At 34.3% G+C, this 15,119-nt stretch carries 9 protein-coding genes; all 9 read right to left on the reverse strand.

Annotated features, from left to right (window positions below; genetic code table 11):
* Nucleotides 1–11: 11 nt before the first annotated feature.
* The 9 genes from C1Y58_RS15295 to metK all read right to left on the reverse strand — a co-directional run bounded on the left by C1Y58_RS15295 (nt 12) and on the right by metK (nt 14,828).
* Nucleotides 12–524: a flagellar protein FlgN gene (locus C1Y58_RS15295; protein WP_157950120.1), complete on the reverse strand. Its 513-nt coding sequence runs from the start codon at nt 522–524 to the stop codon at nt 12–14.
* A gap of 26 nt (nt 525–550) precedes the next feature.
* Nucleotides 551–829 (reverse strand): flagellar biosynthesis anti-sigma factor FlgM, encoded by a 279-nt coding sequence (gene flgM / locus C1Y58_RS15300; protein WP_105616953.1) that lies wholly within the window; start codon nt 827–829, stop codon nt 551–553.
* 162 nt (nt 830–991) lie between these two features.
* The gene (locus tag C1Y58_RS15305; RefSeq protein ID WP_105616954.1) at nt 992–1,414 is read right to left on the reverse strand and encodes a MerR family transcriptional regulator; all 423 of its coding nucleotides are present in this window, start codon (nt 1,412–1,414) and stop codon (nt 992–994) included.
* A gap of 350 nt (nt 1,415–1,764) precedes the next feature.
* Nucleotides 1,765–2,478, reverse strand: a complete 714-nt coding sequence (locus tag C1Y58_RS15310) for a ComF family protein (protein ID WP_105616955.1) — start codon at nt 2,476–2,478, stop codon at nt 1,765–1,767.
* Nucleotides 2,479–2,512: 34 nt separating this feature from the next.
* Nucleotides 2,513–4,762 carry an SF1B family DNA helicase RecD2 gene (recD2, locus tag C1Y58_RS15315; RefSeq protein WP_105616956.1) on the reverse strand — a complete coding sequence of 750 codons (2,250 nt, stop codon included), beginning with the start codon at nt 4,760–4,762 and terminating at the stop codon, nt 2,513–2,515.
* 100 nt (nt 4,763–4,862) lie between these two features.
* Nucleotides 4,863–5,111: a hypothetical protein gene (locus C1Y58_RS15320; RefSeq protein WP_105616957.1), complete on the reverse strand. Its 249-nt coding sequence runs from the start codon at nt 5,109–5,111 to the stop codon at nt 4,863–4,865.
* Between the two features lie 158 nt (nt 5,112–5,269).
* Entirely contained in the window at nt 5,270–5,410 is a 141-nt protein-coding gene (locus C1Y58_RS26480) for a hypothetical protein (protein ID WP_157950121.1), read from the reverse strand.
* A 186-nt stretch (nt 5,411–5,596) separates the two neighbouring features.
* A complete protein-coding gene (gene pulA / locus C1Y58_RS15325; protein WP_170311611.1) occupies nt 5,597–13,324 on the reverse strand; it encodes a type I pullulanase in 7,728 nt (2,575 codons plus the stop codon).
* Nucleotides 13,325–13,640: 316 nt separating this feature from the next.
* Nucleotides 13,641–14,828: a methionine adenosyltransferase gene (metK, locus tag C1Y58_RS15330; protein ID WP_105616959.1), complete on the reverse strand. Its 1,188-nt coding sequence runs from the start codon at nt 14,826–14,828 to the stop codon at nt 13,641–13,643.
* Nucleotides 14,829–15,119 lie beyond the last annotated feature (291 nt).

Below are 15,119 nucleotides of genomic sequence, written 5' to 3' on the forward strand. Positions count from 1 at the left end.
AAAATCACCTCTTACTGTTTTGCATCAAAGTAACGTTGTCCAGACTGTTGTTCAACCGCTTGTCCTTTACCAGCATAAGCAGAAGCACTTGGCATAACTCTACTTGTCTGCAATGCATTCATAGTAAAGTCAACATAATTTAATGCCTGATCAACGAGATTTGCGTTTTGTGTATTCTTCCCTTTTAATTCTTGTATAGTATCTAATAACTTTTCTCTAATTTCAATAAGTTGTTTACTTTCAGTTTTATCTTGACCAATTAATTCAGCCAGGCGGAGTATTGATAAATCTTTTTCTTTCTTATTAAGTACAATGGCAATATCCTTTATTAGTCGCTCTCGTTCTCTTTCAAGTCTTGAAACTCTACCAACTAATTCTCGTTCTACTGCTGAAACCTTTTGTAGGTCTTCAATGACGTTGGCTATAATCACTTCTGATTTCACTTGCTGGAGTTGCAATAAGCTTTTATAACATGCCAATTGTTCTTTAAGATTACTAGTCAAGTCATTCATTAAACTTGCCATTGTCATCCCCTCTTAATATTAAAATATTAGATCTGAACATCAAATCCTGATTCTACCATTTTCTTAGCTACTTCTTTACCTTCAATATTGTAGTTGTTCGATTGCATCATCGCTTTAATCTCTTCAACTTTTTCCATACGTACGTCTGGAACCTTTTTGCCCATCTCCCTAGCTACTTGAAAATCTTTAGCTACTGAAGATAACTCTACAGTATCTTTCGATTTCGCTTGATTAACTTTATTAGTTTTGTTTACCATATTATTCTTATAAATATTTGTTACTCTATTAACCCCATTGATTTTCATGTGTTTCCACCGCCTTATTTATATTCAATGATTATATCGACACGTCAATAAGTAAACATTATATCTAATTGTTATAAAGATTATTCCAATTTTAAGATTATTTTCTAGTTAATAAGAAAAAGCCTTGTAATCGAATTCCATTACAAGACTTTCATCAACATTTTAATTGTCTCTATTTAGATAATGCATTTTAGCACCTTTACTTGAGTATTCTGAGTCACCAGATCTTTTCTTTAATTCATTACCTCTATTTGCAGCGCCATTTAGCTCTTTTTTAATTTCATTTTGACAATCTTCACAAAACTGCCCTGATTTAATCATAACTCCACAACGCTGACAATCAATACCGATAGGTGAATCATCTGTTATTTCAAGACGTCCTTCACGAAGGAATTTATTGATTAACTGAACATTTACCTCTGTTTCATTAACTGTTTGGTGAATTGTAGATTTTGGATTTTGTCTTAAATACTTACGTACTACTTTAAAATCTACTTCTTCTTGGTCTTTACATTTTGGACAAATAATATCTCCATGTATGTAATTAAATAATGCTCTACATCTTCTACATTGACGAGCCGCCACGGCCATCACCTCCAAGTTATTTTACCCACTAAATTTTCTAATATGCCGAATCCTCTTGACTATATATGTATTATGTAAAGAATAAAATAATATTCTTCTTTTGTACTCTTATAGGAAAGTCATATAATTCAATCAATCAACTAGCAACCGTTAATTGATGTTAAAGGAACTTTCCCGACGATACAAACTTCCAAAGGAAGATGTAGCGTAGCTACTTTTGCTCTTTAATATTACTTCTTTTCTAGAGTAATAACGGTAAGTTATTGAATAGCTTATCCATATAATGATTAAATCCCAGTAAGTTTAACTAAATACTTTCTGCAACTTAATCATATAATATATCGGCATAATTATCTGTGTTGATTAGCAATTGCAGCAGTTATAAAATATACTTTTTTTGTACCAGCTTCCTTCAATACTTTTGCACATTGGTCCATGGTATTACCTGATGTATAAATATCATCGATTAGGAGCACCTGTTCATATTGTTGTTGGTTTGATATACTGAAAGCATTTTTCAGATTATTCTGCCGCCCTCTTAAATTAAGTGAACTCTGTGGTTTTGTCGCTTTGATTCGTAAAAGATAGTTAATATCAACGGGTAGGTTTAATTCTTTTGCTAATGTCTTTGCAATAACTCCAGCTTGGTTATAACCTCTTTGCATCTCTCTTGATGGATGCAAAGGTACGGGTATAATGACAGAAATATCAAGATGGTCAATCTCATCTTCTAAATACTTTGCCATCATTTTTCCAAAAGCTGTACCAATTTCTTTTCGTTTCCCGTACTTTAATCGATAAAATGTAGTATGAATGATTCCTTCGTATTGAAGTAATGCAAACCCTTGATCAAAAGAATAATCAACTTCTTTACAAACCTCACATCGCTCTTCCACTGAGTCAACTAATCTTCCACATTTGATACATCGATGACCATCATTAATGAAACGATGTATGTCACAAGCCTCACAAACATGTCGCTCCTTTACCGTTAATAACTCATCACAAAGTAAACACCTTGGTGGAAAAATTAGATCCAGTAACCCATTAAAAACCTTCATCATTTACCTCTCCCAAACCAAACTCTTACTGCAAGAATTATTTTAGAGTCATTTGATGTAGTTCATTCATGTCTTTAATACGGTCATTTAAAGATGCGTAGCGATTAATTTCTCTCCTGTTATCCACCATTCTCTTAACGGTTTCCTCTAAACCCACTATGACAACATAGCGTTTAGCTCTTGTGACAGCCGTATATAAGAGATTACGACTCATAAGCATTGGAGGTCCACTATGAATAGGTAAAATAACGATTGGATGTTCACTTCCCTGTGATTTATGAATAGTAATTGCATAAGCCAGTTCCAGTTCATCCATATTACTATAATCATACTCCACAACTTTTTTGTCATCAAATTGGACAATAACTTTTTCTAGTCGCTCATTAATCTCTTTGACTCTCCCCACATCACCATTAAATATACCTACACCTTCATCAATAGGATAGTCATATTTATTGTATATTTTCCAGGAAATATTGTAGTTATTCTTTATTTGCATCACTTTATCGCCTTCACGCAACAGAACATGACGAAATTCTTTTTCTTTCTTGTTCTTATGAGGTGGGTTTAAAGCCTCTTGCAAAGCTTCATTGAGTCGTTCAACACCTAGCGGACTCTTTCTCATAGGGGTTAGTACCTGAATATCTTCTATTGATGAACATTTTGCAAACTTAGGTAATCTTGTTTTAATGAGTTGTATGATGGTACCAATGACCTCTTCTTGCACAGAACGCTTCATAAAGAAGAAATCCTTATCCTTAATATTGAGTTCTGGATATTCTCCTGTATTGATACGATGGGCATTGATAATAATAGCACTTTCACCAGCTTGTCTAAAAATTTCATTCAGACGTACTACTGGTATCCCTTCACTTGCAATAATGTCCTTTAGAACATTTCCTGGTCCCACTGATGGTAATTGATCTACATCACCAACCAAAAGAAGTCTTGTCCCAGGTACAATCGCTTTTAGTAAACTGTTCATCAGCATTGTATCTACCATAGATACTTCATCCACAATGATAACATCTGCTTCCAGTGGATTTTCTTCATTACGGTTAAACATTTGAGAATTACCGGATTCACTAAAAGCATTAATTTCTAATAAACGATGAATGGTTAATGCTTCACGACCAGTTGCTTCTGTCATACGCTTGGCTGCTCTACCTGTTGGCGCTGCTAATAAAATATCATTATCCTGCATCTCTAACATAGAAATGATGGAATTAATAGTAGTGGTCTTCCCTGTACCTGGTCCACCAGTTATGACTAAAACCCCATTAGTCATCGCCTCGCGAACAGCTTCTCTTTGATTATTCGCTAAACTAATTCCGTTATTTTTCTCAATCTGATCAATGAACTTTTCAGCTTCTTTGACATCCATTTCATCCTGTACATCAGCTAACTCCAACAGTTTCTTGGCTATATTAATCTCTGCATAATAAAAAGACATGAGATAGACACGCTTAACATCTTGTCTTGTTTCACAGTAAATTTGTTTAGCCATTTGTAGTTCCAATAATGCATTTTCAATGAGCTCTATTTCGATTTCCAGCAAGCCTTCAACTTTCTTTTTTAGTAATTCCTCAGGTTGAAAAGTATCACCATTGGCTGCTGATTGGGATAAGATATACTTGATAGCAGCTTTTATACGGTGATGAGATCCAGGTTCAATTCCCATAGATTTAGCGATATGATCCGCCTTTTTAAATCCAATACCATGGATATCATCTGCCAATCGGTAAGGATTTACTTTAATAAGTTCAATGCTTTGCTCACGGTATTTCTTATAGATCTTCATTGCGTAAGCTGGTGTTATACCATAGTCTTGAAGAAAGATAACAACTTGACGAAGTTCTCTCTGATCATGGAAAACTTCACCTATTTGTTGCGCTTTTGTTAAACTAACACCTTTTACCTCTTCAAGTTTTTCTGGCTGTTGTTCAATGATATTCAAAGTCTCCTCTTTGAACTTCTGAACAATACGCTTTGCAAGTGCCGGACCAATACCTTTGATGACACCTGAAGCCAGATACTTTTCAATGGATTGAACTGTCTTTGGCGTTGTCTTTTCGTAGGAATCAATACTGAACTGATCACCATAAGTTGGATGAATCTTCCACTCGCCTATTGCTTTTATGTTTTCACCCGGATGAAGTCCAGGTAATATACCAACAGCTATGATTTTTTCTTCTTCTAGTTCTATTTCGCAAACTGTATAACCATTCTCCTCATTATGATAGATTAAATCAGTAACTAATCCTTCAATTATTACACCATTATCCACTGTCTTACTCTCCTTAATATCTGTAAGCGTTATTCTTATTTTATCATAAGAAAAAAGAGATAGCAAACATACTATCCCTTTTATTTGGTATTATATTGAATTATAAGACCTTGCGAATTTCATCATGTTTATATTTCTTAATGGATTTTTCTCTTGATTCTGGGTTGATCACGCGAAGCTCAACCTCACCTTCTCGAATCTTATGTACATTACCTTTTGTCTTTGTTCCAATGACGTTTACGGGAGTGCCAATAGTCAGTTCTTTTATTCTGTCGTTCTCACAAGCTACACATTTAGTCGGATTGTCGTGAATTTTCTTGCAATTTGCGCAATAATAAAGTTTAACCATGTTAATCACCCCATTAAAATATTTACGTTGTACAAAATATATATTCTACATAACTCTCCAAAATCCTTTTTTTTACTTAAATATTATAAAACTAGTTAAGTTCTCTCCCTAATAAATTCATTATATCAGACAACTCATTCATATTTCCATTAACACAGTCACTCCACACTATCACTAGCAAATATCTCAATACTACTTTGATCCTTAGTGGCTATTTCTTCACTGTCTCTTGTCACAAAAAATAAAAATATAAAAATAAATAAAATAATAATTAATTTAATCTTCTTTTCTTTTTCCATTAATTCACACCTCAAAATCGAACTTAAGCTACAAAAGAAATAATCAACCAGTTAGTAAATTAAGCATAATTCAATCAAAATTATCCAATTTTATTACACATATATTATATAGTTATTAATACAATTTTACAACCCCTTAATAAAAAAGAATATAAACCCTTGTTGAGGTTTATATTCTTAAGATTATTATTCATATAGGGCTTTATATATAACTATTGCCGCTTCAGCTCTTGTTAGACTATTTTGGGGATAATAATACCCATCTGGAGTTCCTGTAATGATATCTCTTCCTATGAGCTTCATCACTGCTTTTGTTGCCCAATCTGAAATCTCATCATCGTCTTTAAAACTTTGATTATTCTCACCTTCTAAATTCTCATCTAAAGCTTCTAGTGTTCTAAGAAGCATTACAGCCATTTCTTCACGCGATGTTTCTTTATTAGGATGGAATTCACCTTCATAGCCAACTACAATCTCTAAACCGGATGCAATACGAACCGCATCATAATACCAATCATCTTTGTTAACGTCATGATAACTTACATAGTCATTACTTGACTCTAAATCAAATGCTTTCACAAGTAATTGAGCAAATTCCGCCTTGCTTATGGCTCTGCTTGGCTCATAGTAATCTTTATCAACTCCATTGATTATCTCTTTAGATGCTAGCACTTCTATAGCATCTTTGGCCCAAGCAGTTTCATTGAGATCCTTAAAAGTTTTATTACTCTCCATTACTGTATACTTGCTAAAGTGTTGAGCTTCAAAGGAAATAGTACCGTTCTCACTTACTATACCCCCAACGTATTCCCACTCCTTCGTTTGCTCATTGAAATAATATACACCTAATTTACGCGGATCTTTGACTTTCTCTGGATCATATTTAAGCTCTATTTTTATCGGTTTCTTAAAATTCACTTTCTTATTAGCTTGATCTTTCAAATCAAACTCATAAATTGGTGTAACAAACTCATGCGTGTCATCGATATTTATATAAGCTTCTTCATTTATATCTTTAGAATCATCAACTATAGCTACAACCAATTTTGTATAGTTATCTTCAAATGTTTCTGGTGCGATTGTAACAGTGATTGAGCCATTAAGAACTTCCAGACTCTTCTCAATATCATCAGTTTTAATGATTTGTTCTTCTTGCTTAATTGCATCATCCTTTGCCTTCTCATCGGTTTCTTTATCATCATCATCGTCATCATCTGAATTAGATGAGCTAGAACTTGTATATTTCTTCAATATAATTGTTCCACCTTTATCTCTATCAGGCATCAAGATTGTAAGTCTGTTATTTTGATCTACTTTATACAAGTTATTGTTATAAAGATCTTTTACCAATGTACCAGCGGTAAATATATTGTCAAAAGTCACTTCTTGTACTATTTCCTTGGTATTTAAACCTATTAGCACTTTTTCTTCTTTGTAACTTCTCTCGAATAGAACATATCCTTGATCATTTGAAGCTTCAACTTTTGTTCGATCTCCCTTTGAGAAAACTAAACTGTTGTCCTGTCTAATGTTTAGTAGTTTCGTGTAATGTTCTAACATATCATTGTTTTCTACTTGCTCCCAAGGAAAATCGTAGCGATTATCATAGTATGGGTTATTACTAGTTCCCCCAAGACCTAGTTCCTCCCCATAATAAATAACTGGCTGACCTTTTGCAGTTATTTGAAGGGCTGCTCCTATTTTTTGTTTCCCTAAATCATTCTCAACCATTGTAAGGAAACCATCCTCATCATGGCTACTTAAGAACTGACCAAAGATAAAGGTATTATTAACCTTTTGGTTACGCAATTCAAGGTACTCTTCTACTCCTTCAACATCTCCATTAACAAATTCTCTAGCTTTATCATTGAAAGAGAAATCTAAGAGAGCATCCATTTTACCATTTCCTAAATCACCTAATGAATCTTCTGGTGAAGCACCAAAACTTTCACCAATCATTTTAAATTCAGGAAAGTCTTTAGTTAATTCATTTTTGAAGGCCATCCATGTTGTATCATCTACATGCTTAACAGTATCCACTCGGAAGTAATCAACGGTATTGCCATTAGATGTCATACCCAATTCTTTGACCCAATTAACTTGCCATTCTATAATCTGATCTCTCACAGCTTCATCTTCTGTCTTAAAGTCTGGTAGTCCAGATAGTTCGCCCAGTACAGGATCACCATCTACAGGATTTTCTCTAAGTAAACCTTCAAAACGTTTACGATCTTCATCTGTAGGATATTGTTCGATGCCATTAGCTGTATCATTACTTTTTAATCCATATCCCGAGTGATTCAGCACCACATCCACCATGATCTTCATGTTTCGCTTATGGGCTTCATCTATCAATGTGTGGAAATCTTCTATAGTACCTAAATGTGGATTAAGCACCTCGAAATTATCAGCCCAATAACCATGATAACCGTAGTAAGGTGTTATATGCGGATCATCGTTAACTCTTACATCGTAGTTAATATTATCCACAATAGGGGTAATCCATATCGTATTAATACCCAAATCATCTAAGTAATCCAACTTATCTGTAACTCCTTTGAAGTCACCACCATGATAAGATCCTGGATCATTTTTATCATATCCAATCTCATAGGGATCATCATTACTCATGTCTGCGTTATTAAAACGATCTGTCAACATAAAGTATATCCTTGCTTCATCAAAGTCAAAGACAGTATCATTATCATTCATACTTCTAGGTAATATTTCTATATTAGAAGTGACTTGATGATACCCACCAAACTCATCAATAACAGTTATAGGAATTTCCTTAATTCCAGCTGCAACATCATCTTTTACAGCTAAAGTAACTTCGTTGAGTGATGGTTCCATACTTATTGTGTCGCCACCAATTGCAGAAACATCAATAACAATTTCTGCAGCTCTTATATCTACATCGTCTTCCTTAATTGTTAATGTTAATACTGTATTCTCATTATAATTCACTGCTGCCTTTGATAATCTAGCATCAATACTAAGGTCTAATTTATCATAAGTAAATATAGATTGACCTTCAGCATTAAGGTTATAGACATCCGAAACTGTAGTTGTTGTACTACCTATAGTTACATTAAAATTATATTCAAATACACCTTCTGGAACAGTTTCAAAGGTATATTCAAATAATTCATCTTTATCTTGATATACCATTTCATAAGAATTACCCATGATATTTAACATAACACCATCAATTGTATCCATATTATCTGTTGCGAAAAGGTCTGGATCTCTGAAATAGAATGTTGCCTTTCCTTGATTAAGCTCTGGACCATTTATTTCTTTTACATATTGAAGATCTTGCTGCATACTAATAGCCGTTACTTTGGTTATAATTTCGTTTTCAAAAATATCTATAAAACGATCATTTGTTATGTCTTGTTTTGCAGTACTCCAATCTGTACCTTTTCTTACAATGAAACCAATCTGTGATGTAAAAGGTGTAACTTTTATATTAAAGATAGCTTTCCCATCCTCTATCTTTGCATAGTCAATCTGATCATCCTGTACACCAGTATTCCAAACCCAAAGGTTCCAGTCATCATAAACTTCATCTTCACGAACATATTGAAGTCTAACATAATGAGTTGCATTTTCTTTAACTGTTATGGTTTTACTTGCTATAACGCCTTCTACATGGGCAGTAATCGTTACAACTCCCTTTGCCTTTCCAGTGACTTTACCACTTTGTGAGACTGTTGCAATTGCATCATTTGATGAACTCCAAGAAATCGATTCTCCAGTCATTATTTGATCATATTGATCTTTTATATCGACGTTTAAATTAATGGTATAGGTCTCATAGACTGCGCTATCACCAATAATTTCTACGGTTGTTGGTATTCTATCCCCAACGTGAACAGTAATTGTTTTGTTAAGGTTTCCTGCAACAACTTCAATATTGACATCACCTTCTGAAATCGCCTTTATCAATCCATTATCGCTTACTGTGGCTATAGATGCATTTCCTGAATTAAAACTAATATCAATATCCATTATGCGCTCTTCTTGATCTTTGACAATTGCCGTTAAGGCTTGTTGTTCTCCTACCTCAAGTCCAATTTCTTCATGACTTAACTCAAGACTAGTAGCAACAGGGGTATATTCCAATACCTCATCATACAGAACCATCATCGTTAAACCTTCCACACTTACTTGGTCACTTGTGAAACTATTGATAATTTCTGTTCCAGCCCGTTCACCATTAACGACTGTATACCATGTTCTATTGGAAGGTAAGGTAACGATTTTATCCTCTTCATTACCATTATAGATAACAACGATATTCTTCCATATATCATTATTAGCATAATTCTCTAACGCATAAGCCACAACACTATCTTCCTGGATGAATACATTTATATTAGAATAAACATTATCTTTATCTGTCATCCTAAAGGCTGGATGGGCTTGTCGAAGATCAATGAGACCTTCATAATAATCAAATACTTCATCATATTTTGCTTTATCTTCCCATCTCAACATATTGATAGCATCTGGACTGCGATAGCTGTTATGATCACCAAACTTTGTACGAAGTATTTCATCACCAGCATGTATAAAAGGAATCCCTTGAGAAGTCATGATGATACCATTTGCTAAGAGACTTCTCTTTACTGTTTCGTTACTCAATACATTAGCCTCATCAATACTACTATGTGGTGTGGCTGCCGCTACTGCTTCTTCTACGCTATTGAAAGAATTTGCATCTTCTCCTTGTAATTCCCCATCTTTGATATCAACGAAACCTTCTTGCTCTTCTAAACCTTGAGTTTTAATGACTTTATCCCATAGATTCAGATTATCATGAGCTGTAACATAATTGATAGTTTCAGTAGGTGAGTTAGTGAAATCATCAATGGCTCCTTTTACTCCAGTAACAATACCACTTTCATTTCCCGTTGCTCCAGTAGCAAATCCCTTTGAAGCATCATCGCTACCACCTTTTATAGCACCTCTTAAGTTATCATTGAATACCGCAAAGTTATTATCTTTCTGAGTTCCTTTAACAATTTGAAGATCTCCTGATAAAGGTGTAGAACCTCCACTCCAAGGCTCTCCATAAATAATAATACTTGGATCTACCTCATTATGTAATCTATTTTCTAATTGCTTAACCGTATTGATATCTATTAGTTTCATTAGATCAAATCTAAAACCATCTATTCCATACTCTTCTGCCCAATAAATCACTGAGTCTATAATATACTTACTTACCATAGGTCTTTCAGAAGCAATTTCATTACCTACACCTGATCCATTAGTGAAAGTTCCTTTTTCATCTGTACGATGGTAATAACCAGGTACAATTTTATCAAAATTGCTATCTTCTATATTGAAAGTATGATTATAAACCACATCCATGACAACACCAATGTCTTTATCATGTAAAGACTGTACCATCTCTTTAAATTCTATAATTCGATTAGAAGGATCTTCTGGATTTGTCGAGTAGCTTCCCTCTGGTACATTGTAGTTTTGTGGATCATATCCCCAATTAAACTTAGGATCATCACTTGAAGAATCATCAATCTTTAATTCATTGACAGTGGCAAAATCATAAACAGGTAGTAAGTGAACATGAGTAACACCTAATTCTTCAAGAGAGTCAATACCTGTTGATATACCGTTATAATTTGTCCCCACTTCTGTAAATGCTTTGTATTTCCCTTTATTCGTTATTCCTGAATTATCATTAATGGAGAAATCTCTTACTTGTAGTTCGTAGATCACTGCATCTGTCGGATTAACGATAGGTGGTTGATAGTCACTAGTAAATGAGCTAGGATTGGTTTGACCCATATCAATTATAGCTGCACGTTGTCCATTCGCTGAAACTGCATTGGCATAAGGATCAACAGCATAATTAACTTTTCCATCAGTAAAAACCACTTTATACATATAGTATTTACCAGCCAGATCATTCTCTATGGTAACAGACCATATTCCATTATCTTGATGCACCATAACATTTTCTTGCCCACCAGTATGATCGGTAACTTTTCCGCTATCATCATATATACCTACATCATCATATAGACTGACATAAACTTCTTTCGCTGTAGGTGCCCATACTTTAAACATGGATTGTGTACTTTTATAAGTCACACCTAAATCATCACCACTATAATAGAATTGTGAATCATCAAGAATGCCACGCATTGTTACATAGTTTTCACCAAAGTGATCACTTTCTACAGTATATAATTCTCTTACATCTATATCTTCTGGATTACTAAGTGTTAATGTAACTTTTCTTTCTTCATTCTTAAACATTGTTGTGGAAATGACCGCTCCATCGCCATCTTTAAGTCTAAAAGATACATCATCACCTATATCACTTGTCGTATATACTGTTATTTCAGAAGTACTATCCATTAATGCACTTTCTACCTTTGATGAAATATCTATTTCCGACTTATCGTAATAAACTTTTTCATCACCCTCAATAATCCATACATCAACGGATTCACCTTCAGATATTTCGGCTATACGGGTTACTTCTTGACTGGACCAATTACCTGGGCGAGTAATTATATTAATGTTCGATTCAGGAACAGTGATAGTTACTGTTGCATAACCATCCTCATCTTCATTGGTAAAATCATATTCTGCTCCATCTTTACCATCCATCCACACCCATAAATCCCATTCCATTTGCTTCTTGTCATGACGATAATAATGTATTGTAAATTCGTATGTCTGACCAATCAATGTAAAATTATGCTCTGCTTCCATACCGTCATAAGTTGCAATAACTGTAACTATTCCTCCTACAGTCGCCGAATCGGCAACTGTCAATTGATTATTGGTCAATGATACACCATCCACTGCCTCCTTTAAACTCCATTGAGCGTCAACGGAAGAACTTTCACCCTCCTTATTGAGGTAGTTAGCTGTTAAATCAACACTTTTACCAAGTGCTATTTCATCAGCTAATTGTAGTTGAATACCATCTACTATAACAAGACTATTATCTCCTGACTTTAGTTCGTTAAGTGGATCTGCAATCCAGGAACCGTCTACAACAAATTTGTATTCATAACTACCTGGTGATAAATCTAGAGTTGTAGACCATATATTGTTTTCCCCTTTTACTAAGAGAGTATCCTCTGTACTCCAACCATTAAATCCTCCTGCTATGGCTACTTTTGATTGTGTACCATTTCCCTGATAGCTAAAGGTTACAGAACCTTGAGTAGTGACTATTGGACTCTGTAGAGGTTGGTCAACTATAGAAAGCACTGTGGTTGCTTCAACCCCATTGTAGTTCCCAGTAATCGTTACTGATGTACCTATCTCTGCTATATCCATAACAACTACTTGACCTGAAGTAACAGTCACTTTTTCATAACTTGATTGAAAGGTTGTATCTTCTGTCAAATTTATTTCTACCCCTGCCATATCCATTCTTATAGCTTTTATACTTGTAGCGCTTCCTTGTTGCAACTGATCTTCTTCAATATCCAACTTGAGATAATCTAACTTCGAATTACCACCCTCTATGTTAGCGTTTAATGGATCTGTAAAATTATCTCCACTCCAGTTATCTACATTTGAAAATTTATATTGAATCTCACCTTTATTGTTTTTTATTGTATTCAATGAAAAAGTATAACTAAATACGCTTTTTATAACACCTTCAATATCATAACTATTCCCTTTTAACATAGGGATAAAGGTCCCCCAATTATTTGCTTCTTGAAAATTACCTATTATGTAAAGAGTTTCTCCTTCATAAAGTACATTAACTGTCACTGTACCATCTTCATTGAATACAGGACTTTCTATTGACGGTATATTCTCACTAGCTTGAATATTCTGTATTAAATTGACGTTAAAAAAAATATTACCTAGTAAGACGCTTATTAGTAAGTAACTTATTATTTTTCTCATAGTTCCCCCACTTTCATTTTTATTCAAACGGTTGCACTTAATTAAGGAAACCGTTTGCATATATAATATCCTATTTCATCCATTTTGTCAATATAGTTAATGATTATTGATTCAAGATGCATCATTTTATTAGTAATCAACAAACCCAATAAATCACCTAATAATATATAGCATAATTCCTTCAATTATTTTTGATTTCAATAAGAACTTTTATGAAAAATACCAATACCTTTACTATTAATCTACTTTATGAAAGAATTTAAATAAGGATGATTCAAAATCATTTGAATCATCCTCTCTAAAACAATACTTCTATTTATTGAATAGCCGCTTTTAATGCTTCTACTTTATCTGTTCTTTCCCATGGTAAATCAACATCTGTTCTACCAAAGTGTCCATATGCAGCTGTTTGTCTGTAAATTGGTCTTCTTAAATCTAATTGTTTGATAATACCCGCTGGTCTTAAGTCAAAGTGTTCTTTAACTAAAGCAGTAATCTCTTCATCAGAAATAACCCCAGTACCATGCGTATTAACCAAGATAGAAACAGGTTCTGCGACACCAATTGCGTACGCTAACTCAATCTCACATCTTCTAGCTAAACCAGCTGCAACGATGTTCTTAGCAACATAACGAGCAGCATAAGCAGCAGAACGGTCAACTTTCGTAGGATCTTTTCCTGAGAAAGCACCACCACCATGACTTGCATAGCCACCGTAAGTATCAACGATAATTTTTCTACCTGTTAAACCTGCATCACCTTGAGGTCCTCCAATTACGAAACGACCTGTTGGGTTAATGAAATAACGCGTATTCTCATCTAATAAATCTTCTGGTAATACAGCTTTAACTACATGTTCTTTAATATCTTTTTCGATTGTAGCATGATCAACTTCTTCACCATGTTGAGTTGAAATAACAACTGTATCAATTCTAACTGGTTGGTTATCTTCGTACTCAACGGTTACTTGTGATTTACCATCTGGGCGTAAGTATGATAAAGTACCATCTTTACGTACTTCTGATAATTTTTTAGTTAACTTGTGAGCTAATGAAATTGGCATTGGCATTAGTTCTGGTGTTTCATCACAAGCATAACCAAACATCATACCTTGATCACCAGCACCTGTTGCTTCAATTTCTTCTTCTGTCATTTCACCTTGCTTAGCTTCTAATGCTTTATCAACGCCCATAGCAATGTCCGCTGACTGCTCATCCAATGATGTTAATACAGAACATGTATCACAGTCAAAACCATATTTAGCTCTATCATAACCAATCTCTCTTACAGTTTGTCTAACGATTTTTGGGATATCTACATAACAATTCGTTGTTACCTCTCCCATAACTAAAACTAAGCCTGTTGTTACAGCCGTTTCACAAGCAACCCTCGCATTTGGGTCTTGCGCAAAGATTGCATCTAATACTGCATCAGAAATTTGGTCACAGATTTTATCTGGATGTCCTTCTGTTACAGATTCTGAAGTAAATAATCGTCTTGCCATTTTAATCCTCCTTCTACTTACTCTTAGTATTTTCATTGATGTAGTTCATATGCAGGTCATGCTCATTTTCAACAAATTTATATTAAAACTGAACTTAATGCTTAAGTCCAAATATCTTCATTAAGATTACGCAGTAAAAAACCTTCTTGCACACGTCAAGAAGGCATCATAAACGATTCGTCTTAGCCTCATCGACGTTAGCAGGACCACCTTGCTTGCAGCAGGCTGGTGTAGGGTCACCGAGCTAACTCTCTACCCTAACTCTTGATAAGCACTTCGCTCATATGAACT

Origin of the sequence: Vallitalea okinawensis, assembly GCF_002964605.1 — a bacterium.
GTDB classification, from domain to species: domain Bacteria; phylum Bacillota; class Clostridia; order Lachnospirales; family PQDH01; genus Vallitalea_A; species Vallitalea_A okinawensis.

Coding starts and splice junctions, on each gene's coding strand:
- C1Y58_RS15295 (WP_157950120.1), bottom strand. CDS start 524: ATGGCAAGTTTAATGAATGACTTGACTAGTAATCTTAAAGAACAATTG.
- flgM (WP_105616953.1), bottom strand. CDS start 829: ATGAAAATCAATGGGGTTAATAGAGTAACAAATATTTATAAGAATAAT.
- C1Y58_RS15310 (WP_105616955.1), bottom strand. CDS start 2,478: ATGATGAAGGTTTTTAATGGGTTACTGGATCTAATTTTTCCACCAAGG.
- C1Y58_RS15320 (WP_105616957.1), bottom strand. CDS start 5,111: ATGGTTAAACTTTATTATTGCGCAAATTGCAAGAAAATTCACGACAAT.
- C1Y58_RS26480 (WP_157950121.1), bottom strand. CDS start 5,410: ATGGAAAAAGAAAAGAAGATTAAATTAATTATTATTTTATTTATTTTT.
- pulA (WP_170311611.1), bottom strand. CDS start 13,324: ATGAGAAAAATAATAAGTTACTTACTAATAAGCGTCTTACTAGGTAAT.
- metK (WP_105616959.1), bottom strand. CDS start 14,828: ATGGCAAGACGATTATTTACTTCAGAATCTGTAACAGAAGGACATCCA.